This window comes from Mycoplasmopsis synoviae ATCC 25204 (assembly GCF_000969765.1).
Taxonomy (GTDB): Bacteria; Bacillota_I; Bacilli_A; order Mycoplasmatales; family Metamycoplasmataceae; genus Mycoplasmopsis; species Mycoplasmopsis synoviae.
The window spans coordinates 191,788-216,858 of record NZ_CP011096.1; the positions used below are offsets into that span (position 1 = coordinate 191,788).

The following is a 25,071-nucleotide window of genomic DNA, read 5'->3' on the forward strand; positions in this document are numbered from 1 at the left end:
ATGAAAGCAAATAAAGAATTAAATCATACAACATCACATTTACTAGCTGCAGCCGTACTTAAATTATTCCCAGAAACTAAGCTAGGTTTTGGCCCAGCTACTTCTGAAGGTTTTTATTATGATTTCGAATTTAAAGAGCCCCTAAGCGATAGCGAGCTTTTAAAAATTGAAAAAATGATGAAAAAACTAGCTTCAAGAAATTTAAAAATGGAGCAAGTTTCTTTAAGTGATTATTCATTTGATAATCAGCCCTATAAAAAAGAACTCTACGATGAATTTAAATCTCAAAATAAAGAGGTTACTTTTTATACTTTAGCAGATCCGCTAAACAAAGAAAAAGTATTTACTGATTTATGTGCAGGTGGTCACGTTGAAGATACTAAGCATATAAAGCACTTTAAACTTCTTTCATTAGCAGGAGCTTACTGAAGAGGAAATTCAGATAATATCCAGCTAACTAGAATTTATGGAACTAGCTGAGAGACCAAAGAAGAACTTGACGAATTTCTTGCAATTTTAAAAGATCGTAAAGAAAGAGATCATAGAAAAATTGGTAAAGAAATGAAGCTTTTTACCTTTAATCCACTTGGTGGACAAGGGTTTCCTTTCTGACTTGAAGATGGAATGCATATCCATAATGAAATTAGAAATCTAGTTTTAAAAATGGATAAAAAATATGGCTTTACTGAAGTTTTAACACCGCATTTTGGAGAAGAAAAGCTATATAAAATTTCAGGACATTTAGATCATTATAAAGATGATATGTTTAAGCCTATCGTTTGTGAAAACGAAAGATTAATACCTCGTCCAATGACTTGTCCGCACCATATTATTTTATTTGGTAGTGAAAAGCGTTCATATAGAGATCTGCCAATTAGATATAGCGAGCAATCACAGCTTTATAGATATGAAAAATCAGGAGCGCTAACCGGTCTTGAAAGAGTTCGTTCAATGCTTTTAACTGAAGGACATTTATTTGTTAGAAAAGATCAAATTGCTCAAGAATTTAAAAAGATGTTTGAGTTAATTTCTGATACGCTAAATGCTTTTAAAATTAAAATTAATTATGTATCTCTTAGCTTAAGAGATAAAGCCGATAAAGAAAAATATTACGCTAATGATCAAATGTGAGATGAAGCAGAATTCGAGCTTAAAAAAATAATTAAAGAGCTAGGAATTAAATACGAGGAAAAAATCGGAGAAGCTGCCTTTTATGGGCCAAAAGTGGATATTCAAATATTAACAGCGCTAAATCACGAAGTTACAGTTTCTACAATTCAGCTTGATTTTTTACTTCCTCAAAAATTTGAAATTTCATATACCAATTCAGAAAATAATGAAGAAGTTCCGGTATTAATTCATAGAGGATTAATAGGAACCTACGAGCGTTTTATTTCGATATTAATAGAACAAACCAAAGGTAATTTACCATTTTGACTTGCACCAAAACAAGTCACTATTATTCCGGTTAACGAAAACACTGACTATGAATACGCTAAAGAAGTTAATGATAAACTTCTAGCATTAGACATTAGATCAAAAGTTGACTTTAGAAACGAACGTCTTTCTAAAAAAGTTCGCGAAGCTCAAATTTCTAAATCTAAATTCCAAGTTATTTTAGGTGAAGCAGAAAAAACCAATAAAACCATTTCATATCGTAGATATGGTGAAGAAAAAACCACAACTACTACCTTTGAAGAATTTTCAAAAATGCTTCTAGAATTAAAAGCAAGTCATGAATAAAACCGCAATTAAAAAATCAAAACTATTATGAATTAAAAACCGTCAATTTATAATTGGTTTTTGATTTTTTACTATTTTTTTAAGCGTTGCGAATTTACTTTGATCTTCTAGAGTAATTCCGCTTTATTATTGACTAGATTTTGAAATAGATAGAACTTTAAGAATCTTTTTAGCACTTTTATTTTTAGCTAATATTTTTGCAGTTGGATTTATTTTTTGCATTTATTCTAAAATTACAATTAATACTTTATATAGCGTAATGTTTTTTGCTTGTTTTATTTCATCGCTTAGTTTTTTCCCACAAGTTTTAATAAATTCAGAAATTAACAAGACGCAACTATTATTTATTTATTTTAAATTTGATACTGCATTATTTTTTGTGCTTCATGGTGCAGTTTGGCTTTTAATGCTAGTATTTTTAAAACCTAAATATATAATAAATTTAAGAGTGAAAATTAAAAACAAAAAAATTACAAAAAATTAAAAGTTGTCATGCAAAGTGACAATTTTTATTTTAATTTTGTAAAATATTTTAAAAGAAATAAAAAATGGAAACTTTATTTATAGTATTAATAGTAATGGTTGCAGTTCTTATTGTAACTGCTTTTGCCACAATTGCATTTTTCGTATTTAACAAAAAGAAAGCCGCAACAACTCAAAGTGAGGCGCCAGTAGTAAGCGCTCCTGATTTAAATAATAATAGCGAGCTACTTCAAAAGTTAGTGGAATTAACTACTAATTTAAAAAATAGTGATGAAAATTTAAAAAGTTTTCAAACACAAACAGATTTAAAAAATCAAGAAGTTAATAACACAATTATTAATGTTGTTAATGAAATCAATAAAGCTATTGCGCAGCAAAATGAAACAGTAGCAGATAAAATTTTTAACCAATCTCAAAACCTTATTAAAACTTTAGATGAAAATAAAAATGAAACTTACAAAATTTTATTTAATCAAAATCAAAACTTTAATCAATCAGTTCAAAAACAAAGTCAACATTTAAATAAAGAAATTCAATCTTTATCAGAAAATGTTAATCAAAAAGTTACAAATAGCTACAAAGAATTAAAAGAAGAATTTAACAATTATTCTAAAACACTAAAAGATGAAATGTCTAAAAAAATAAATGAAGAAATTTCTAAATTTGGTGAAAAAGTTAATTTAATTAGTAGCGATGTAAATCAGCTTGCATCACTTAGAAACGATTTAAGTGAAATTAGAAAAATCTTTGAAGATAATAAAACCAGAGGAATTTTTGGTGAAAAACTTTTAGAGAATTATTTAAATGACGCAATGCCTAATGGTTACAAAAGTCAATTTCAACTTTCGAATAAAAAACAAGATAAAGTTGATATTGCAATTCCAATTAATGTATCAGATAACAATCAAATTTATATTCCAATTGACTCTAAATTTAACTTAGAATCTTATAGAAGTCTTTTAGATTACATAGATGCAAATAAAAACGAATTAGATTTTCCTAAACAACAAAAAGCAATTAATAATTTATGAAAAAACATTAAGGCAGAAATTATGGCTAATGCTAAAAGTATTTCTGAAAAATATATAATCGAAGGCATAACTACCAACGTAGCTTTTATGTTTATTCCAAGTGAAAGCATTTATCTTGAGCTTGTTAAATATGAAAAAGGCTCACTAGTTGATGAAATTAGAAAAAAATATAATATCGAATTAATCTCGCCATCACTGGTTATGGTTTTAGTTTCTATAATTAAAGATTTATATAGCAAATTCAACATTGGAATTCATAACAAAGACATAGTTCATTTAATCAAGAAATTTGACGATAACGCCGATAAAGTTATTAAGAGCACAGCAACGCTTCTTAAAAAACAAAGTTCATATTTACAAGAGCTTGAAAAATGAGTTAAAACTGTAAATGACGCCTTTTCTACTTACAAAAAAGAAAAAACTAAAATTACTTCTAAAAAAAGATTATCTGAATTTGAAAGAATTGAAAAAACTCTAACTGGAGAAACTCCAGAGTCACTTATTGTTGAAGGCGAAATTCTTGAAATAGAATAGCAACTAAAAAAGCTTTAGAAATTCTAAAGCTTTTTTAGTTGGATTTTTATTTGTAAGGAACTATGTGAATGTGTGTATGAAATACAGTTTGTTTCCCTTTTATGCCGGTGTTTATCATTAACCTAAAGTCTTTAATTCCTTTATCTCAAAGTCTTTCTTTGGCAAGTTTATATGCTACTTTAAAAGCATAGGTCATTTCTTCTTCGCTGTGAGTTAGCATATTTGGTTTTTCACTTTTAGGAATTACTAAAAAATGTCCTTCTGAAACAGGAAAAGCATCCATTATAGCAATAACTAAATCATCTTCGTAGATTATTTCAGCTGGCAACTCGCGATCGATTATTTTTTTAAAAACTGATTTTTCCATTATTTTGCAACAAAATCTTCCCCTGCTAATTTTTCTTTTAAGGTCTCATTATTTACTTCTAGTAAATATCCTAGCGCTACAAAAGCGCTTTTTGCGGTGTTATATAATTTATCATCGTAGGCGGCTAAATTAACTTCTAAATTAAATAATTTACTTGCATAAGCGGTTTTATTAAATGATAAAACATCTTTACCATCAATGGTATCTTTTATTGGCGCTACTTGATTAAAATAGCTTACTTTTAAAAGCTGCCCATCTCTAGAAACAAATACTGGAGCTTCTAAGCTGGTATTTGAAAGAGGCACTAAAGTATTGTTTTGGTAGTTGTAAAATCCACTTAATTTTTTAGCTTCAGTTACTTTCAGTAGTGATTTAAGATCGTAGTTTAATTTAACTTCTGCAGGAAGCGCTTTTAAATTAGCAAATCCTCCCATTGTAACTTCGGCAGCTCTGTTATTAGCGTTAAATAAAAGCTCTTGACTGGCAACGTTTAATAGCGCTGGTGTGTTTTTAAGTAAGTTATTGTAGTCACTAACATTTTGTATGCTTCTTGTTAAAGTTGAAAAGACATCGTTTTTATCACTTTGATTATCATAGCTTCAACTTTGCACAAGTTTTTTATTTAGCACATAATCAATTAAGTTAAATTGATTATTGTCGTAGTTATCTTTTTGAAGTGCGTAATTTTGATTTACTTTTTGAAGTGACTTAGCATCGTTAAGCTCGAAATATTTTAAAACTAAAAGAAGTTTTTGAGTGTTAAATTTAACATCAGTTTCGTCTTTGTTATATGCTAGTCAATATGAAGTTTCATCTACTGAGCTTTTGTATTTTTTAAGTGAATTTAATTCAGCAGATTCATTAAATAGTCCTTTTAAATTTCATGAATTAACTTGGTTTCATAAATAAAAAGGATCTTTTAAATTTTGACTTGCAACATAAACTTTATAAGCATTTAATGCTTCTTGTTTGTATTTCTCGTTACTGGTTAATTCAGCGCTAGTTGATCCATATAAAGACGCAAGACTTTGGTCTAGTCAAAACTTTTCAGCAGCGAGCTTGGCATTATCAGAATTAAGCAGTTTATCTTGAGCTACTTTTTCTGGATCATCAACTATAGTCCCACAAGAAATAGCAATAGCGCTTACTGGCATAATTGCAGATAGTGTTAATAATTTTTTAAATTTATTTTTCATTATTTTGAAATTAATACCTTAACTATTAAATCTTGTGCGCTTTCACTATTTCCTAAATAAGTAGGAGTTGATCCATTAAATCCTGAAATTATTCTAGCTACGCCATCTTTTACACCAAAGTTATATGAATTCTGTGACACTAGTGAATTATTAATTAAATTTGAAACGCTAGTGAAGTTTTGAATTTGCATTTTGCTTTTATTACCTGCAATAATTGATGCGTTTTCTTGCTTGATTTTGGAGATATCTTCATCTCTATAATTTGACTTATCTTTTGAAAATGGATTTTCTTTGGTTTTTAGATAAGAAACAAAATCGGCATCATTAAGCATGTGAGCTAAAATCACGTTATCATTTTGACTTTGACTAACTGCTTGTGGCAGGTTAAATATGTCTTTATTACCTTGAGCTACTGAATACAATGTATTTTTGACAAATTCTTTGAAGTTGTCAAAGCTTGTAAAGTTTGTATATTGTTGAATTGAAATTTTATCTTTAGAAACTACTAAATATGCATTAGGCATATCTTTAATTGTATAAATAAATGAAACTAAATTATTTCCACCAACATTTTTAACTAGCTGATTTGTATATTGTCTAACTAAAAGAGATGAAAATTCGGCATTAGACATATTGGTTAAATATGATTCGATAAATTGATTTAACTCTTTGGTTTTATTAAATGCATCTTGATCTGAGGTTGCGTTTTTGGCAGCAGTTAAAAGAGTTGAAAATCTTGAATAAGCGCTAGGATCATTAGTTCTTATATTTTCAAAGTCAAAGACTTTACTTAAATCAACTTGTGGCAGATTTGATGCATTAAGAGCTGAAGCTAAAACTTTGCTTCAAATAGATGATAGCCCTTGCTCGGTTCCATTTTGAAATACGCTTTCAATGCTTTGAAGCCCGCTAGTTCCATAACTATCACCTTTAGTTAAAGTTAGTGTATTTAAAAAGGTTTGATAGTTTCCTTGATTAACTGTAATTTGAGATTGTGAAAGAGCTTCTGTTGGAGTTGGGAAATAAGAAGTAGCTGGCTTTAGTTGTTTTAAAATTTCGCTTCCGCTTAAAATTTGTCTTTGTGAATTAGTATTTTTAACAGATCAATATTTAGCAAGGTTGATAAATTTAGCTTTAGCGTCAACATCTAAAGTAATAGCGTTTGTAACTGGCGAAGATAATTTTCCTGGAAGATCTACGCTGGTTACTACATGTAAATCATTTGCGTCAAAATAGCTTTTTAATATTTCGCTTGGATCTTTTTGTGAAGATACAAATGATTTAGTTAAAAAAGCAGTTGCTAGATTATTATTAGCTGCATTTAAAAAGTAATTTGAGCCATCTTGGTAAAATGAATTAACTCTTTCCCCGCTTTTAATTAAAACTTGTCTTTGACCATTGCTTGAGATTTCATTACCATTGGCATCTACTTTGTAAATATCTCTACTTGCAAGCTTATTAATTTCACTTCTAGTGGTATTTACAAATTCAGGTTTAAATCTTGCTTCAGCATAAGTTTTAATTTCATTGTAGGTTAGATTTTCAATAGCTTCAGTTTCATCTTTAGCGCCTGAATATTTAGGATCAGTTGAAAGAGTTTCAGTGAATTGTTTTTGTCAATTTTGAAAACCATACACTGAAATATAATTACGCTTTAGATCTTCAACAACTTTAGTTTGTTTTTGTTTGATTTCTTCAAGCGATGAAAGCGCGATATCATTTCTAGCGCTTTGGCCAAGTGCTAGCGATGCATTATAAACTCTTTGTTGCTCTACTGATGCTTTGTATTCTTGATCGTATAAATAAAACACAAGTTTTTTAGTAACGTCGTTTATTTCTTCGTTAACTTGTGCATCGCTTCCTTGAACACTTTTAGTAACTGAACCTACTGTTAGCTTTTGGCTGCCATCACTAGAATTTGGCCCTTTAAAGGTAAAAGCAGTTGACGAATCGTCAACTGGGCTTATTACTGTAACTGAATTAGTAGTAACTCCAAGTGGAACAGCTATCGCTAAAATAACTCCTACCGATAATAGCGATAGTGTTGCTATTGCTGCCTTTTTACGAGTTGCTTGGCTATTTGATACTTTTTTTATTTTCTTGTTTTCATGAATTTCATTTTTTTCACTTAAACGCTCAAAAAATGTTTTTTGTCTTTTTGCCATAAATTGACCTCTGCATAATAAAAATGAATAAATTCATATTTATCAAAATTATTTTAAATTATACTAAAAATACAATATTAAATTATAATTAAAAATATGCACTTGGAAAGTCTATTAAATTCACTTATTTTATTTAATAAAATGGCCAAAAAAAACAAAATTGTTTTTTCGGTTTGTGGTCAAAGTTTAAATCAACTTTATTTTTCAAAAGAGCTACAAGCTCCTTTTGAAATTGCACTTAGTTTTGAAAATTACAACAAACTTTTATTTGATAAAAATTTCAAAACTAGCGATTATAAATTAAATGTTAATGATAACCCCCTTCCTAGGTTTTTTCTTGATAATAATGAATTTTGAATTAATTTATTAATTCCAAGTGAAACTGATTTGGTGCTTTCTAGCAAAACCAAAAAGTTAATTTATAAAATCAACCAAAGCTCAAAACATCAAAAAATTATTTCTTTGGTAGATTATCTAAATTCAAATAATCCTAACACTTGAGCTTATTTATATTTTGATAGCGCTAGCCAGAAATTAAAAGTTAAAGCCGTATATAAAATTAATCCGAATTTTTATAAAGTAATCAAACTTAATAAAAATTTATCACTGCCATATTTAAATTATTTTGAAGAAAATTTAAAATAATTTTTTTTATTTTTTCTTAAAAAAGAAAATAAAAAAAAGCAGCTCCCGATTTTTGCTTTTCAGCTATCTTAGGCGCTAAAGGGCTTAACTACTGAGTTCGGAATGGTATCAGGTGCAAACCTTCGCTATGGCTACTATTGAAAATATTTTAACATAAAAAATAAAAATTAATAAAACTTTTTTTGTTTTTTATTTTTAAATTCAAGATTGGAAAAATAGTAGCGCCAAAGCGATATTTAGCAGTATTAAAACCCTGCGTTTCTAAGTTGTAATGAAGAAAAAAACGAATACACCTATAAATAAGGCGTATTCGTTTTTTGTGCTTTTAAATTACAATGATAGACCATCAACCGCATATTGAAAATCACTATATATTTTGTTTAATTCCTTATGTTCTGGGTCTAAATTATTCTTGATTTCATTTACAACTTTACCATTGACAGTCTTTGTTGTGATTGTTATAAGTAATAAGGTAAAAGGTATAAAAAAGAGCTTTCAACTTGGAAATGCAGGGTACGTAAATATCGTAATAAAGTTAAATAGAAATAACAAGGGTTTCCTTGCTATTTTTGATAATTTCATTTTAATTAAATTTTATTATTAATATAATCTTCCATAAATTTTCAGTCCGGCTCTCACTCGTTTTTATTATTTAGTTTTGCTGGCAATAAAATATTAATTTTACTTAATCTCTCACTACTCATAGAGTATGTGTAATCGAATAAATCGTGTAATTTAGACATAACAGTTGTTATAAAAAGATTAATAGAAGGGTTTAGATTACTGTTACTTAAAACACTAACCGAACTTGTTGCAGCAAAATCGTAACTATGTGCTTTTGCTATTCCACTTGCTCCATCGCCTTGATTAACAAGTGTAAAGCAATTTTTGTTAAAGATTTTTTTACATTCTTTGATATAGTAACCAATCCCATTATAATTTTTAGAAGCAATAACAAGAGGTATTTTTCCATCTTTATTATCGGGGTTGTTTTCATCAGACTTATCTTTACCATTTTCTATATTAAATAATTCTATAATCTTAAATTCTTTTCAATTATTAAAATCCAATTTAGCATCAGAAACTTGAATTGTTGATAAGTCTATAATTCCATTATTTTCAATTATTAAATTATTGATATCTTGAGTTAGTAGAACAAAATCAAGCTTTTGTCTCACAAAATCAAGCTTTTGTCTCACAAAATCAAGCTTTGATATAGTGGTATAATCAATAGCTTCATACTTAGGCCAATCTTCTTCTGCCTTTAGATTTACAATTTCTCATTTTTCTTGATTAAATATTTTTTTAGCTAAATCTACGTGATGCTCAGTTCTTCCTATATTTCGGCTTTCAATATAGCCATCATCTAAGAAATTTTTTCTTTTTGTAGCTTGACTATATTTTGTATGAGCTTGAATTGTTATTATAGCAGTTTGAACAGATGCATTTGGATGGAAAAGCTTTTTAGGTAATCTAATAACTTGTAATAAATTATGGTTTTCCAAAATTAGCCTCTTGTATTTTAAGTTTTCTGGTACAGTGCTTTTAGTTTTTTTTGCGCTCAAAATACAGCTAATAGGAACAATTGCTGATACTATACCACCAACTTCCATATTTTGCAATGTTTCATATATGAATTTTAATTCATTATCTTTTTGTGAAAAAGGTGGGTTCATTAACGCACGATTATATACATCCTTTAATTCCGGCAATTTGTTGAAACAGTTATCTTTAAAAATGTGAGAACTCCCATCTCCATGCAGCATCATATTTATATCAGAAAGTGTAGCATTAAACATATCACTTTCAACACCATATAGACCTTCTTGCAATACTGCTTTTTTTAAATTATTTTTACTTTCGTCATTTATGTTTAGACCTTCTATTTCCTTCAACATATTAAACATAGAAATTACTAAGAACGTACCAGAACCACAAGTTGGATCAAGAATTTTGCTTTCATAAGAACAATCTGCTAACTTATACATCAATTCCGCGATATGGTCTGGTGTAAAAACCTCCCCTTTTTCTTTAGCGTTTGCGGAATTTCATTTTCTAAATACTTTTAGAAAGCCATTCATTGTATCATGACCTATTTGGTCTTCTACATTAATAAAGTTATAAATAGATGAAATATCACTAATTAAAGAAATTAGGTGGTTATAATCAATTTCATTTAAGCTTTGCTCACTTAAAATTATTTTTATTTGTTCTTTCTTAAGTTTTTTATTTTTAGGGGTATCTTCTATATATTTATTGATAGCGTTCTTGATATTTAGCAAAATATCTTTTGAATTATTACTACTTATTTCTTCTTCAAAATTTTTACAATATTTTAAGCATAACATTACTGCGCCAATAAAAGGTACATTATTTTGTCTGCTTACTCTTGCGTTTCTAAAATCATTTGCTAACTTCTTTGCAAAAGTATTTATTTTTTCTGGTAGGGTAATTCTTGCATTAGGAAAGTATTTTGATATATATTCCTTTGCTGTTTTTATTTTTGTCTCTTCTTTGACCAGTTTGCCTTGAACATAGCATTCAAAATTTTTACCATTATATTTAAATCCTATGAAATTAGGATTCTTCTCTAATTTCATATAATCTTCTAGCTGTCCTTCAAATTCCTTGCCCTCAGCTTTTGCATCTAAAATAAATGTTACACCATCTAAATAGTAATAGCCATCGGGTTTCAAGGACATAGAATGATTTTTATTAGGTTTTTTATATATAAACAATGTCCCATCTGTTTTGTTTTTTAGCTCCAATTTATTAGTGAATTCATTCACTATTTCGAATTCAGTTTTGTACATAAATATTAAACTCCTTATATTTTGTATTCTTTAATTAGTAATTCAATTACTTGTGAGCGGTTCATTATATTGCCTTTTTGTGTTTTGATAAATTCAAGTTTATCAATTGCTTGTTGGCTTAATGTTATTGAAATAGCTTTTTTTAAGCTATTATTGTTGTTTGCTTTAGTTTTTTCTACGCTATAACTAGAAACTCTTTCTTTTAAATTCATTCCCCCCCTTATTTGATAATCATAACTGTTGAGTATTGGTATAAAAACATATTTAGATAATATACCTAGCAGGATAAAAAGAATAATAAAACCTAGATAAGTAGATAATGTTGTTTTTAAAACACCACCTTTGTTGTTTAAATAAGTAAGTACTTTTGTTTTTATTTTTTCTTCTTTCTATATATATATATATATTATATCACAATATAAAATATTATAAAATAATATATTTAATATAAGAATACTCTATTTTTAAGCCTTAAAAATAAATTCACAACATAATATAAAATAATATTTTATAATATAAACAACACTTGGCCAAATAGAGAACTATGTTACAATATTGATGTAATCATTTAGATTATAGTTAATCGAATAAAAAAACTGCATCACGGTAAGTGGTTTGATGCAGCGCTTATCTTTCCTTAAAAAATAAGATGAAAAGTCAAATTATTTCTTATAACTTTTTTGAAAGTTCAATGAAGAAAAAACTCTTACTTGCTTTTGATATCACGCGTTGAAATAAAATTAAAACTAATTACGAAAGTTATAAAAACAGACTATTTGAATTTTTAGTTTTTAATATGATAGAAACACTTTCATTTATTCATCTGTTTTCCAAACCTTAGCTTCCAACTTGGAAACTCAGGAAATTACTCATGAGCGTTATATTTATGATACTTATATATCTCAAACAATAAAAACAATTAGCAAAAAACGTATGAATTTTGAAATAGAAAAATTATTAAAATCAAGTAGTAATTTCTGCTTGGTTTTTTTATTTTCCCAGTTTGAAATGCTCCAAAATTCCGTTTTTGTTTTGTTCGTATTATCATAAAAATATAATGATTTTATTTTTATAAGGGGGGAAATGAATACAGCATTTGAATTTTTCATTAAAGATTTAAATAAAATCGAAGAATAATTTAGAACTATAAAAAGAAAACAAGAGCGCCCAAATTGGAACTTGCATAAAGTAAAAAAAAGAGTAATTATTGATACACAGGGAGATAAACATTATTACAATTTAGGAGTTTATTATATTAGAGAAATTAAAAATGGTAAAGAAAAAAGAATTTATTTTACTCATTATTACCACGATTATTTAAAGCAAGTAAGAAGAAATAAATACTCAATTGAAACAAAAACCTTTGCTATATTTCCTGCGTTTCCAAGTTGTAATGAAGAAAAAAAACGAATACGCCTTATTTATAGGTGTATTCGTTTTTTGCGCTTTTAAATTACAATGATAGACCATCAACGGCATATTGAAAATCACTATATATTTTGTTTAATTCCTTATATTCTGAGTCTAAATTATTCTTGATTTCACTTACAACCTTAACATTGACAGTCTTTGTTGTGATTGTTATAAGTTTCAATGTATCTATAAACATATTCATTGTCAGTTTTTGGATCTCTGCATTATCTTTATAAAATTTCTTTAATTTATAAATGCAATATTTCAAAACAATTAGAGACAAAAAGCATAAAAATACATGAGATTGAATATGCTCGTCTTTATAAACGTATATCGGTCTAACTTCGATTGCTGATTTTAAGCTTCTAAAACTTTCTTCCACTTTTCATTGTCTATTATATATTTCATTGGCTTTTTTTGAATTTAAATTTGTTATGTTCGTTTCAATTATATAAAAGCCATTTTCATTAGCCACTTTTTTAATTTTTTCAATATTTAATCTTGCTACTGTTTTACCATCTACATCCATATACTTTTTCTTATATTCAGAAGCCAAAGCACTTAATGGCAATTCACCTTTAATAGACTTTTTTTTCAATTTATTAATAAGATTTTGTCTTTTTATTTTGTCTAAAGTTTGTTTTGAAGGGCTAAAATAGACAAATTGTTTTCTAAATGTATCGCTATATCTTTTTTTATTTTTGTTTTTAGCTCAAATAGATTCGCCGAATCTAGATTTAGTAAAATACTCATTTTCTTGAACAAAGCCTTGTTTATTTACTATAAATGCTTTATCTTCTTTTCCAAGAATATCAATATGTTTCTGAAGTATATATTTATATCCTTTTTGCTTCAAATATCTTAAATTTGCATTTTGACTAATAGTTTTATCAGCAACAATTATTGTGTCTTTTATTCTGTAAATTCTTTGCATTTCGATTAAAAATTTCACAAGAGTTTTAGAATCTGCAGTATTTTCTTTTAAAACTTTATAGTGAAAAGCAATGCCACTATTATCAACTGCCATAGCCACAACAATTTGATCTTCATCATGCTTTCCATCTTAGAAAAACCTCTTTGTTTCAAAGCATCTCTTGAAAAACTTTGAAAATAAATAGTTGTATTATCAAAATGCATTAATTTTGCGTTTCTAGTTGTCAATTCTTGCATTTTGTTATAAATATTGACTAAAATTGCATTTTTATATTCTAAAAAAGTATCGAAATAGTTATAAATTGAAGATTTTTTTATATCTATCTTATGTAAAAAGTCATTTTTGTTTTTGTATTGACAAATATAACTTCTTGGTTGAATTATTCTTGTTGCAACAATAAATTCCAATACTTCTTCTAAAGATTTGTGTTTAGTTTTCGGTAATCCTTTAAATAAATCTAGTTCTTTAATTACTTTATAAATCAATTCAATACCAACGTTTTTTATATTTGTTTCGACAGATGTCGGGTTAAGTAATTGAAAAAATTTGATTTTAACTTCAATTTTATTTTCTCCAACAGGAACCAATCTAGCAATTTGTTTTAAATCATCGATGTTTTGTAGAGAATATTTTTCTTTAATTTCTTCTCAATAACCTAATCCAACTAAATTACCAATCCCTTTACCGTATCCTTTTGATATTCCTAATGCAATGTAAATTTGTTTTGGGTTTTTTCTTTTATACAGAATGTAGTTACTCATATTTATATTATACATTATTATCATTGTAATCATTGTAAAAAATTAAAATAATTAAAAAATGTACTTATATACTATGTATATAAATAATAAGGTAAAAGGTATAAAAAAGAGCTTCCAACTTGGAAACTCGGGTTATTATTCTAATTTTTTCTCTTAGTTAAACAATTATTTTTACACAACTGAATTCATAAAAATAAATTTTACTTTCTGTTAAAATAATGAATCAATTATTAAAGTATTTATTCCATGTTTAATATTGTCAGAATTATTTTCTTTGATAATAATTTATTTCACATCGTCCACTATTATTATGATAAAAAATATCATTTTAGTACGATTATTTAACTCTTAATCAATCTATATTATTCAACAATATTTTCTATTTTCTTAGGAAAAATCCCCAAAACTTTAAAATATGTACTTTCTAGAATAAGATTTATCCTTAAAAATAGGTATAAGTATAAAAAACATTATTCAAATACAACTTTAAATTTGATTCATTAAATAACGTTATAAATTAAATCGTTAGTCATTTAAAACTGCACAATTACCAGTTTCTAAATCATTTAAATTATAAATGGTGTCTAATACATCAAAGGTATCTTCTAAATTATGTTTAGCTGAATTTCAACCAACTCCATCAGTAAACCAAACAAAGGTGAAATTGGATATTTCTTTTGCTTCTAAAGCTAGATTTTTATAGCTTCTAGCAGTTTCATTAAGTTTAGAACCGCCACTATTATAAAAATTACATTCACAAGCAAATACTTTTTCAGCTTTAATAAAAACAAAATCAAAACGTTTTTCTGTTTTACCATTATTACTTATTTTTGAAAGATCAATGCCAAAAATTTTTTCGATATCACTTTTACACATTTCTTTTCAATAGGTTTTATTTTTTATAAAGCCGGATTTAACCAGATAAGATTCTATGATATTTTCCATAACATCACCTGTTCTATTCTTCCTTGCGTTAGTATCCATTCCAACTTCAACGCCCATTACATAATCAAAAAGATTATTAATTAGATGCTTCGAGATAAGATCAAAAAGACCTGTATTTTCCATAAAATCAGCGTATTCCTCAGCTGAATAATTGGCATTAATAAAATTAAATATTTTTGTGCTTTCAATATCAGTAACTTTAATTTCACATTCTCTTTTAGCAATTAAAATTGGAATTGCTTTTAGTACTTCAGGGTATTGTTTCAACAACGTCAAAAAATCATTTCTAATAGAAGATGAACCAATTAGACTATTCAAAATGTTTAGTTCTATTTTTATAGAATCAGTATTAGTATAAACTTTTTTAAAATCAGTGTAATAATCATAGGTTGCTATGCTATCTCTCATCGTTGACAATCATTCATTAAAATTTCTCATTTTTTATCACTTTTTCATCGAATCGAAATATTTTTGTTTTGATATTTCCAAATAATTAACATTATAATCAATTCAAATATAATTTTTCCAACATCTTAGCATTAAATGGATATAAAATTTAAACTACATTTATTTGTAGACAATTTTTAGACAATAGTTTAGAGTTGAATATTTTTTTGTATTTTTTCATTTTTTAATAGGAAACAAAATTTAAACTGCTTTTATTTCTTTGTAGTTGTTTTCATCTTTCATTAATTGATAATTAAGAGTATGCCTGTTTTTTGTTAGAAGTTATTTGTTTTTAGACTAAAAAATCGTTTCGGAAATTAAACTAATAAAACATTTATGCGCTAAATTTGATACAATATTTGATCTAATTCAAATAATATTGTTTATTATTGAAAAAACTTTTAGTTTTAGGAAAACTCCGATACAATAAATATTATGAAAGACACCGCTAATCTAAATGTAACGTCATCTTTTAAAATTTCTTTGCAAGTCTCTATTCACTTTCTATTTAATTTTTGTTTTATCATGAATTGCTAAAATTTTATCTAAGTCTGTTTTATTAACTGATACTTATTTCCAGAGTAAAATGGGATTTTGATAAAAAATATGTTGGGTAAGCAAAATCATATCAACACTTTTTAAATTATTTTAATAGTTTAAATGATTCGCTATTATAAAGAACAAAAGTATTATTTATAGATAAAAATAAGATTTATTCATAATTAGTAATAATAACCTCCTCTACGTTTCCTCTTTCATCTGCTTTTGAATTAATCATTCTTTTTGCATTTACAATATGAATTTTAAATTTCGAATATAACTCATTAATAAACGCAGTGTTATGATTACTTAGCATAACCTTAACACCTCTACTATCTAGTTCTTTATAAATGTTTGCAAGTCTTTTTTGTTCATTCTTTCCAAAATTATTTTTTGAATATGAAGTAAATGTTTTTTTATTTTCTATTGTGTCATAAGGAGGATCGAAATATACAAAGTCACCTTTTCTGGCTTTCTTAACTGCTTCAGTAAAATCGTCATTTAAAATAGTAATATCATTGTTTGTAAAATATTTTTTCAATGATTTAAAATTATCTTTGTCAAAGACTGTTACTTTTGTTTTTTTTCCTGAAGGAACATTAAATAAACCTTTTGAATTAACTCTATATAAACCATTAAAACAAGCTTTATTTAGATATATCATTCTGGCAGCACGAACATAAATTGGTAGATTTAAAAAATTAGTTTCTCTATCTTTTGAACGAATTTGATAATAATATTCTTCTGAATGATTTTTTTCATGTTTAATTAATTCATTTATCAATTTATTATATAATTTTTCATTTTGAAAACACTTATATGCACAGATTAATTCACTATTAAAATCATTTATAACAGATTTTGTTGGAGCCAAACTTAAGAAAAAAGAGCCACCGCCAACAAATGGTTCATAATAATTGTTAAATTTTCTAGGCATTAATGAATACAACTTATCTAAAAGTTGAGTTTTTCCGCCTGCCCATTTAACAAAAGGGCGGAGTGTCGTTTTATTATCTAAAAGTTTCGATGACTTAACACCTAATGCAATAGATATTCTTTCGATAGTTTCTAGAGTCACATTAATTTTGCCCTGTTCAATTTTTGAAATTTGTGGTCTATCAATTCCGCTTAAGATTGAAAGTTTATCTTGAGACATTCCTTTTTGAATTCTTAATTGTTTAATCTTTTTACCAAATATTTCTTTAAGCATAAAATTACCTTTACCAAATTATATAATAAAAGTATGTTAAATTACACATTATTACTAGAAATAGAATTAAAAGCTATGTCTTTAGATAAAAAAGTTTTTTACGAAAAATCGACAACTAAAACTTCATAGGTTAATAATATAATGCTAATATAATTTGCTGAATATATAAAATAACTACTAATTTTTGCCAATTCCAGCATAAAAAAAGGTTTGAATAGCCTTTATAAGCATATCAAACCATTGTTTTATATGGTGTCAAATACGAGAATCAAACTCGTCCTGCGTTTCCAAGTTGCAATGAAGAAAAAACGAATACGCCTTATTTATAGGTGTATTCGTTTTTTGCGCTTTTAAATTACAATGATAGACCATTAACCGCATATTGAAAATCACTATATATTTTGTTTAATTGCTTATGTTCTGGGTCTAAATTATTCTTGATTTCACTTACAATTTTACCATTGACAGTCTTTGTTGTGATTGTTATAAGTTTCAATGCATCTATAAACATATTCATTGTCAGTTTTTGGATCTCTTCATTATCTTTATAAAACTTCTTTAATTTATAAATGCAATATTTCAAAACAATTAGAGACAAAAAGCATAAAAATACATGAGATTGAATATGCTCGTCTTTATAAACGTATATCGGTCTAACTTCGATTGCTGATTTTAAGCTTCTAAAACTTTCTTCCACTTTTCATTGTCTATTATATATTTCATTGGCTTTTTTTGAATTTAAATTTGTTATGTTCGTTTCAATCATATAAAAGCCATCTTCATTAGCCACTTTTTTAATTTTTTCAATATTTAATCTTGCTACTGTTTTACCATCTACATTAATATACTTTTTCTTATATTCAGAAGCCAAAGCACTTAATGGCAATTCACCTTTAATAGACTTTTTTTCAATTTATTAATAAGATTTTGTCTTTTTATTTTGTCTAAAGTTTGTTTTGAAGGGCTAAAATAGACAAATTGTTTTCTAAATGTATCGCTATCTCTTTTTTTATTTTTGTTTTTAGCTCAAATAGATTAAACGAATCTAGATTTAGTAAAATACTCATTTTCTTGAACAAAGCCTTGTTTATTTACTATAAATGCTTTATCTTCTTTTCCAAGAATATCAATACGTTTCTGAAGTATATATTTATATCCTTTTTGTTGTAAATATCTTAAATTCGCATTTTGACTAATAGTTTTATCAGCAACAATTATTATGTCTTTTGTTTTGTAAATTCTTTGCATTTCGATTAAAAATTTCACAAGAGTTTTAGAATCTACAGTATTTCCTTTTAAAACTTTATAGTGAAAAGCAATGCCATTATTATCAACTGCCATAGCCACAACAATTTGATCTTCATCATGCTTTCCATCTTTAGAAAAACCTCTTTATTTCAAAGCATCTCTTGAAAAACTTTGAAAATAAATAGTTGTATTATCAAAATGCATTAATTTTGCGTTTCTAGTTGTCAATTCTTGCATTTTGTTATAAATATTGACTAAAATTGCATTTTTATATTCTAAAAAAGTATCGAAATAGTTATAAATTGAAGATTTTTTTATATCTATCTTATGTAAAAAGTCATTTTTGTTTTTGTATTGACAAATATAACTTCTTGGTTGAATTATTCTTGTTGCAACAATAAATTCCAATACTTCTTCTAAAGATTTGTGTTTAGTTTTCGGTAATCCTTTAAATAAATCTAGTTCTTTAATTACTTTATAAATCAATTCAATACCAACGTTTTTTATATTTGTTTCGACAGATGTCGGGTTAAGTAATTGAAAAAATTTGATTTTAACTTCAATTTTATTTTCTCCAACAGGAACCAATCTAGCAATTTGTTTTAAATCATCGATGTTTTGTAGAGAATATTTTTCTTTAATTTCTTCTCAATAACCTAATCCAACTAAATTACCAATCCCTTTACCGTATCCTTTTGATATTCCTAATGCAATGTAAATTTGTTTTGGGTTTTTTCTTTTATACAGAATGTAGTTACTCATATTTATATTATACATTATTATCATTGTAATCATTGTAAAAAATTAAAATAATTAAAAAATGTACTTATATACTATGTATATAAATAATAAGGTAAAAGGTATAAAAAAGAGCTTCCAACTTGGAAACTCAGGTTTTTTGTTTTTTATTTTTAAATTCAAGGTTGGAAAAATAGTAGCGCCAAAGCGATATTTAGCAGTATTAAAACCAGCAAATGAATCTTAGTTTTTTTAAGCATAATAATTGAAAAGCTTATAGAAACCGGCACAAACGCAAAAAGTACATATCTCCTTCATCCGCTAAAAAATATGGCATTTGTTTTGCCAAAATCTATTTTAAAATAAGAACTTATAGACGAATTAAATGTTACAAATGGAAATGTAATTGAAATAAAAAGTTGAATTGCTAGAGAAAATATAATTCCAGCAATAACTGGTTTTAAAATTATAAAAATTCTTTGAATGGTTTTACTACTTTCAAATTTTTTTAGATTTTTCATCACAAAAACCAAAACCATAATTGCACATAATGCAAAAACAACGTAGGTTAATATCGCAGCTAGATATCCATATCAATAACCATTTGAAATTAAATATCCACTAAAGAATGCAAATTTAGTAGATACTAGCCCTGGAGTTAAATTACTAATCGATATTACTTCATTGATGGTATCGTTTGAAATATTTGCATTAAATGTTTTTTCTAAAAACATCCAAAATCAACGAAACAGCGGAATAAAAACTTGTCCTGATCCAAATACAGATAGTGATATTACGCACATCATAAGCAAAGTAAAAAATAAAATTAAAATCATTATTTTTTACCGCCTTTATTTTTATTTAAAGCTTTCTTTTGCTTTAAATAAACTATGAGCTGATAAAGAAGAGTTCCTGAAATTACTATTGATATGTTAAGTATTGAAACGTTAATCGGAGCTGGAACAAATAGTGAAAATAAACTAGAAAATATAAATAAAAATATTCAAAGCGGAAGCTTTAGAGTTTTATGTGATGTTTTTAAAAAGCTAATTGTAAAGTTAATTAAAATCGCGATAACTACGCAAATAATTGCTAGTGCAAAAATGTATAAATATTTTTTAGGAATGTATCTAGAAAATACGAAAAGTAGTAGCGCAAAAAATAAATGTGGCAGTACTGAAATTAAAGTAAGTATGCTTCCTTTAAGCGGCCCAAATCATTTAATGCATAAAAATGATATCGCTTGAATTACGCTAGCGCCTGGAATCATATTGGTTACTATTATTACTTTTTCAAATTCTTTTTTAGAAGCTCAATTATTTTTAATAATGGCTTCTTTTTCAATTATTGGCATTAGGGCGTTTCCGCCTCCAAAACCAATAAAAGTTATTTTTAAAACAAATAAAAAAGCTTGTCAAAAACTAGGCTTTGACAAAGGCTTATTTTGTTTATTATTATCAATATCGCTATTCATTATTTTTTAAGAAACGCTAAAACGTTTTTAGCAATGCTTTGAGCTTCAAAGCCTTTTAGTTTATAAACTTTATCACCGTCTTCGCTATAACCATATCCGTTAGCAAATTGGCCGTCTAATTTATTAAACTTAGAAAGTTTATATCAATATGAATCACTACTTGCCTCTAGCGTATACATTGGCGCTTTATTTAGGCCTAGTGAAAGCGCTAGGTTTTCGTTATTTACTAGTTCGTCAAGAAGCATAACTGAAACTACTTGGGCTTTAATGCTATGTTTTTTAAGTTCTTCTGCGACTTCTAGTGCTAGCTGAACTTCAGAACCAGTAGCTAGTAAAGTCAGATCAAAATCTCCTATCACGCTTTGAGCAACATATGCTGGCGTAAAGTTTTTTGGCGCTAAATTTAGCGATTTTAAATTTTGACGACAAGTAATAATTGCAACTTGATCTTTTTTAGCATTTAGCGCATAGCTAAATGCGTGTTTTACCTCTGATTCATCGCAAGGACGAAACACTTTAAAATTGCTCATAGCACGAAGCATTGGAATTTGATCAAAAGGTTGGTGAGTAGGCCCATCACCACCTACTTGATATGAATCATGAGAAAATACGTGAATTGCAGGAAGCTCCATTAATGATCCTAAACGAAGCGCTGGTTTCATATAATCGGCAAAAGCTAAAAAGGTTGAATCAATGGTTTTATAGGCTGCATCTAAATTAATTCCGTTATTAATTGCAGCCATAGAAAATTCTCTAATTCCGTATTTTATGTTTTTATCTAGCTGCTTTGAAAAACCAACTTTAGTAGCTGCATATAAATCAGCTGAGCCTACTACAAAATCTTCAAAGTTTGAATCAATGTAACTAAGAACCTCGCCAACATAATTTCTAGTTGCTACGTTGGTTTGTTTGAATTTAAGATTTGATAAATCAAAGTGCTTTTCTTTTTTAAGAAGATCAAAAAGCTCTCTAGCAAGTTGCGGATGAGCTTTTTGATAAGAATTAAATAATTCTTCTCAAGCTTGGTAGCTTTTTTCTTTTTCTTCTCAAAAACTTTTTGTATATTCAAATACATCATAGTCATAGACAAATGGCATTTTGTTTTCTAGACCTAATTTTCTTTTAAATCTTAAAGTTTGTTTTTCGTCTAAAGTACCATTATGACCTTTTGGAGTTCCTTGATAAGGAGTATGTTTTGCAATTTTAGTATGCACTTGAATATAGCTAGGTTTATCGCTAGCTTTAGCTAGCTCAATAGCTTTAGTTAGATTTTTTTCATTTGGAATTTTAACCACAAAAGTTTTAAAGTTTTGAGATTTAAAATAATTAATCAGGTTTATATTATTAACTTCAGATGCTTTAGAATCAATTTGCACGTTATTAAAGTCATGAATTAAAATTAATTTATCTAGCTTATTAGTCCCGGCAAATTGAATAGCTTCAAGCGCTACTCCTTCTTGAAGGCAGCCATCTCCATGAAGCACAAAAACATCGTGGTTAAATAGCTCAAAGTTTGGCTTGTTAAATTTTGATGCAAGAATTTTTTGTGACAGCGCCATTCCAACACCCATTGCCACACCTTGACCTAAAGGCCCGGTGGTAGCGTCAACGTAATCCAAGGCATCAATTTCAGGATGGCTTGGAGTTTTAGATTGGAGCTTTTTATGAGCTTGCATGTCTTCGGTAGAAAGTATTCCTAAAAAATGCATCACAGAATACATACTCATTGAACCGTGTCCTGCCGATAAAATGAATCTATCACGATTGATTCATTTTGGATCTTGTATATTAATATTTAAAAATTTAGTAAATAGCGTTGCAGTAATAGGAGCAGCCCCTATAGCCATTCCAATGTGTCCGCCTTTTGCTTTATTAATAGAGTCCAGTGCTATAGCTTGCATTGAAGCTACTAGTTTTTCGTGCATGTTTTTGTGTTTCATAAAATTCCTTAATTAAATTTAATAATTGCAATTCTAAGTAGATTTGCAATGTCATTAAAAAAAGTAATGCTATTTATATTATATTTGACTTTTTGGTTTTTAATTTCATTTCATTTATCAAGATGCAAAGCCGAAAGCTCAAAAATTAAAAGCTTTTCGTTTTGGAGATACTTAGGAGCTTGCCTTATTATTTTTTTATAAAAATAAAAACCATCATCTTTGGCATAAAGCGCTTTTTTAGGTTCGTATTTTTTAATAGATTCACTTAATTCTTCATATTTACCGATATATGGAGGATTGCATATTATCAAATTGAATTTCTGATTCACATTAGAAAATCAATTTGAATGAATCAAGCCAATATCTAACTTATTAATTTGAGCGTTTTTACTTGCTTGACGCAGCGCTATTTTTGAAATATCGCTAGCGTAAATTTTAGCGCTACTAAATTTTTTCTTAATAGCTAAAGCAATAAATCCGCTACCGGTAGCTAGGTCTAATACTTTAAAACTTGAATCATTTTTAATATATTCAAAAGCCTTTAAAATTACTTCTTCGGTTTCGTATCTTGGAATTAAAACTTTATAGCTTAAATCTATTTTGACATTCAGCATTTCAACATGTCCTATTATTTTTTGAATAGGATAGTTTTTACTAAGCAAATTTAACTCTTTTTGAGTTAAATTTTCGCTAAGTCCATATTTTCTTTTTTCGCGTTTAAGCTCGTTTATCATTAAATTCCTGCTTGAGCTATTTTTTCTTTTTGTTCTTCTAATAAGAGCTCTTCAATGATAGGATTAAGCCTACCTTCCATAACGTAGTTTAAACTAGTAGAGTAGCCGATTCTATGATCGGTTACTCTATCTTGAGGATAGTTATAGGTTCTAATTTTTTCGCTTCTAGCTCCAGATCCGGCTAGCTTTCTATATCCAGATTCTTCGCTTTGTTTTTTTTGAAGTTCTAAGTCGTAAAGCTTAGATTTTAAAATCCGCATGGCTATATCTTTATTTTGAATTTGGCTTTTTCCCTCCTGGCAAGATACTACTATTCCAGTTGGAAAGTGAGTAATTCTAACGGCAGAGTCGGTAGTATTAACCGATTGCCCGCCGTTTCCTGATGAACGAAAGACATCAATTCTTAAATCTTCTTTTTTGATTTCGATTTCGATATCGTCATCGATTTCAGGCATTACAGTAACGGTAGCAGTAGAAGTATGCACCCTACCTTTAGTTTCTGTTACTGGAATTCTTTGTACACGGTGAACCCCTGATTCAAATTTAAGCTTAGAATAAGCTTTTTCACCTTGAATTGAAAAAGTAACTAAGGTAAATCCACCAGAGACAGCTGGGCTTAAATATAAAGTTGAAAGCTTCATATTATTTTGCTGGCATCACTTGGTATACATTCTATATAAATCCCCGGCAAAGATATTGGCTTCATCGCCACCGGCTGCTCCTCTGATTTCAACTATAACGTCTTTGTTATCGTTTTCATCTTTTGGAAGAAGAAGTATCTTTAACTTTTCTTCAAGCTCAAGCTGCTTACTTTGAGCTTGAGAGATTTCTTCCTTGGCTAGCATAATAACTTCAGCGTCAGTTTCTATATCAAGAAGCTCTTTTGATGATTTTATATTTTCTTCTAAATTTAAAAATTCATCAAAAGTTTCTACGATCTCCGAGATAGAATTAATTTCTTTTGAAAGCTTTGTATATTTTTTAATGTCAGCTATTATTTCTGGAAGATTTAACTGTGATTTTAAATCTTGATATTTTTCTTTAATATTAAGTAGCGAATTAATAATTGATTTTTCCATTAGTCCTTCTAAAAATAAAAAGCTTCCGCTGGGAAGCTAGGTCACATTTGTGATATGGCGCGTCTGGCAGGAGTCGAACCCGCAACCTTTAGGGCCGTAACCTAACACTCTGTCCAATTGAGCTACAGACGCATTTGGAGGCACCAACGGGATTTGAACCCGTAATCAAAGTTTTGCAGACTCATGCCTTGCCATTTGGCTATGGTGCCTTAAGTATTTAGTTATATTATTATATTACAATATAGCTTTAAAATTTTAGCAAGTTTTACCATTAAAAAAGCTATAATTTAATAAATATTTTTATAGTGCATTTGTGTGCATAAACATCAAAAATAAAAAAAATTTTAATTTCAAAAATTTATTTTGTTTTTTAAAAAAATTGTGCTATAATCGTATTTGTCTTAACAAAACAAAGATAGATATTAATGCTTAGTAAACATTTCAATAATAAATACAATTTAAATTCAATTTATGCAATTGAAATGTTTTCATATTTTATTGCGATTATTAACTTTATTGCCAAAGCTATTTTTAAGAATAACAAAAAGGCTAATAAAACCGGAATCAAGCAATTCTTATATTTTAAGCAACTTTAATATTTTAATTATAAAAATAATATAAAAGCAGGCTT

General features: G+C 27.5%; 17 protein-coding genes, 2 tRNA genes, 1 rRNA gene and 2 pseudogenes. 5 read left to right on the forward strand and 17 right to left on the reverse strand.

What is annotated here, in order from left to right:
- The 3 genes from thrS (at position 1) to rmuC (ending at position 3,791) form a co-directional block, all read left to right on the forward strand.
- Positions 1 to 1,743 (forward strand): threonine--tRNA ligase, encoded by a 1,743-nt coding sequence (thrS, locus tag VY93_RS00940; RefSeq protein WP_020002810.1) that lies wholly within the window; start codon positions 1 to 3, stop codon positions 1,741 to 1,743.
- On the forward strand, positions 1,736 to 2,227 hold the full coding sequence (locus tag VY93_RS00945; RefSeq protein ID WP_020002811.1) for a hypothetical protein: 492 nt from the start codon (positions 1,736 to 1,738) through the stop codon (positions 2,225 to 2,227). Before thrS ends, VY93_RS00945 begins: the two co-directional genes overlap by 8 nt.
- 64 nt (positions 2,228 to 2,291) lie before the next feature.
- A complete protein-coding gene (gene rmuC, locus VY93_RS00950; protein WP_020002812.1) occupies positions 2,292 to 3,791 on the forward strand; it encodes a DNA recombination protein RmuC in 1,500 nt (499 codons plus the stop codon).
- Between the two features lie 46 nt (positions 3,792 to 3,837).
- On the opposite strand, the gene hinT is transcribed toward rmuC, so the two are convergent.
- From hinT to VY93_RS00965, 3 genes are read right to left on the reverse strand one after another with little or no spacing between them, the layout of a single operon-like run.
- A complete protein-coding gene (hinT, locus tag VY93_RS00955; RefSeq protein ID WP_027332497.1) occupies positions 3,838 to 4,158 on the reverse strand; it encodes a histidine triad protein HinT in 321 nt (106 codons plus the stop codon).
- Complete coding sequence (locus VY93_RS00960; protein WP_020002757.1) at positions 4,158 to 5,354, reverse strand: HinT-interacting membrane complex lipoprotein P60; 1,197 nt, start codon at positions 5,352 to 5,354, stop codon at positions 4,158 to 4,160. The genes hinT and VY93_RS00960 overlap by 1 nt, the downstream gene beginning before the upstream one ends.
- Complete coding sequence (locus VY93_RS00965) at positions 5,354 to 7,519, reverse strand: HinT-interacting membrane complex protein P80 (RefSeq protein ID WP_027332496.1); 2,166 nt, start codon at positions 7,517 to 7,519, stop codon at positions 5,354 to 5,356. Before VY93_RS00965 ends, VY93_RS00960 begins: the two co-directional genes overlap by 1 nt.
- 141 nt (positions 7,520 to 7,660) lie before the next feature.
- On the opposite strand from VY93_RS00965, the gene VY93_RS00970 reads away from it, so the two are divergent.
- On the forward strand, positions 7,661 to 8,164 hold the full coding sequence (locus VY93_RS00970; protein WP_020002759.1) for a hypothetical protein: 504 nt from the start codon (positions 7,661 to 7,663) through the stop codon (positions 8,162 to 8,164).
- 33 nt (positions 8,165 to 8,197) lie between these two features.
- Here the strand turns inward: VY93_RS00970 and rrf are convergent.
- The 14 genes and pseudogenes from rrf to VY93_RS01065 all read right to left on the reverse strand — a co-directional run bounded on the left by rrf (position 8,198) and on the right by VY93_RS01065 (position 24,649).
- Positions 8,198 to 8,303 (reverse strand): 5S ribosomal RNA (gene rrf, locus VY93_RS00975).
- Positions 8,304 to 8,751: 448 nt separating this feature from the next.
- Complete coding sequence (locus VY93_RS03810; RefSeq protein ID WP_051245055.1) at positions 8,752 to 10,977, reverse strand: HsdM family class I SAM-dependent methyltransferase; 2,226 nt, start codon at positions 10,975 to 10,977, stop codon at positions 8,752 to 8,754.
- 14 nt (positions 10,978 to 10,991) lie between these two features.
- The gene (locus tag VY93_RS00990) at positions 10,992 to 11,189 is read right to left on the reverse strand and encodes a hypothetical protein (protein WP_020002743.1); all 198 of its coding nucleotides are present in this window, start codon (positions 11,187 to 11,189) and stop codon (positions 10,992 to 10,994) included.
- Between the two features lie 1,241 nt (positions 11,190 to 12,430).
- A pseudogene (locus VY93_RS03910) lies at positions 12,431 to 14,118 on the reverse strand (IS1634 family transposase).
- A gap of 492 nt (positions 14,119 to 14,610) precedes the next feature.
- Complete coding sequence (locus VY93_RS01010) at positions 14,611 to 15,438, reverse strand: type II restriction endonuclease (RefSeq protein ID WP_020002749.1); 828 nt, start codon at positions 15,436 to 15,438, stop codon at positions 14,611 to 14,613.
- Between the two features lie 751 nt (positions 15,439 to 16,189).
- Positions 16,190 to 17,227, reverse strand: coding sequence for a Dam family site-specific DNA-(adenine-N6)-methyltransferase (locus tag VY93_RS01015; protein ID WP_020002750.1), 1,038 nt, complete (start codon positions 17,225 to 17,227; stop codon positions 16,190 to 16,192).
- 355 nt (positions 17,228 to 17,582) lie between these two features.
- Positions 17,583 to 19,270: pseudogene (locus VY93_RS03915) on the reverse strand (IS1634 family transposase).
- A gap of 116 nt (positions 19,271 to 19,386) precedes the next feature.
- On the reverse strand, positions 19,387 to 20,049 hold the full coding sequence (locus VY93_RS01035; RefSeq protein WP_020002884.1) for a chromate transporter: 663 nt from the start codon (positions 20,047 to 20,049) through the stop codon (positions 19,387 to 19,389).
- Positions 20,049 to 20,687 carry a chromate transporter gene (locus VY93_RS01040; RefSeq protein ID WP_020002885.1) on the reverse strand — a complete coding sequence of 213 codons (639 nt, stop codon included), beginning with the start codon at positions 20,685 to 20,687 and terminating at the stop codon, positions 20,049 to 20,051. Before VY93_RS01040 ends, VY93_RS01035 begins: the two co-directional genes overlap by 1 nt.
- Positions 20,687 to 22,627: a transketolase-like TK C-terminal-containing protein gene (locus VY93_RS01045; protein ID WP_020002886.1), complete on the reverse strand. Its 1,941-nt coding sequence runs from the start codon at positions 22,625 to 22,627 to the stop codon at positions 20,687 to 20,689. Before VY93_RS01045 ends, VY93_RS01040 begins: the two co-directional genes overlap by 1 nt.
- Before the next feature lie 8 nt (positions 22,628 to 22,635).
- The gene (prmC, locus tag VY93_RS01050; RefSeq protein ID WP_020002887.1) at positions 22,636 to 23,361 is read right to left on the reverse strand and encodes a peptide chain release factor N(5)-glutamine methyltransferase; all 726 of its coding nucleotides are present in this window, start codon (positions 23,359 to 23,361) and stop codon (positions 22,636 to 22,638) included.
- Complete coding sequence (gene prfA, locus VY93_RS01055) at positions 23,361 to 24,440, reverse strand: peptide chain release factor 1 (protein WP_020002888.1); 1,080 nt, start codon at positions 24,438 to 24,440, stop codon at positions 23,361 to 23,363. Before prfA ends, prmC begins: the two co-directional genes overlap by 1 nt.
- A gap of 55 nt (positions 24,441 to 24,495) precedes the next feature.
- A tRNA-Arg gene (locus tag VY93_RS01060) sits at positions 24,496 to 24,572 on the reverse strand.
- A 3-nt stretch (positions 24,573 to 24,575) separates the two neighbouring features.
- Positions 24,576 to 24,649 (reverse strand) — tRNA-Cys (locus tag VY93_RS01065).
- A 216-nt stretch (positions 24,650 to 24,865) separates the two neighbouring features.
- Here VY93_RS01065 and VY93_RS04190 point away from each other — a divergent pair.
- Complete coding sequence (locus VY93_RS04190; protein WP_020002889.1) at positions 24,866 to 25,036, forward strand: hypothetical protein; 171 nt, start codon at positions 24,866 to 24,868, stop codon at positions 25,034 to 25,036.
- Positions 25,037 to 25,071: the final 35 nt, after the last annotated feature.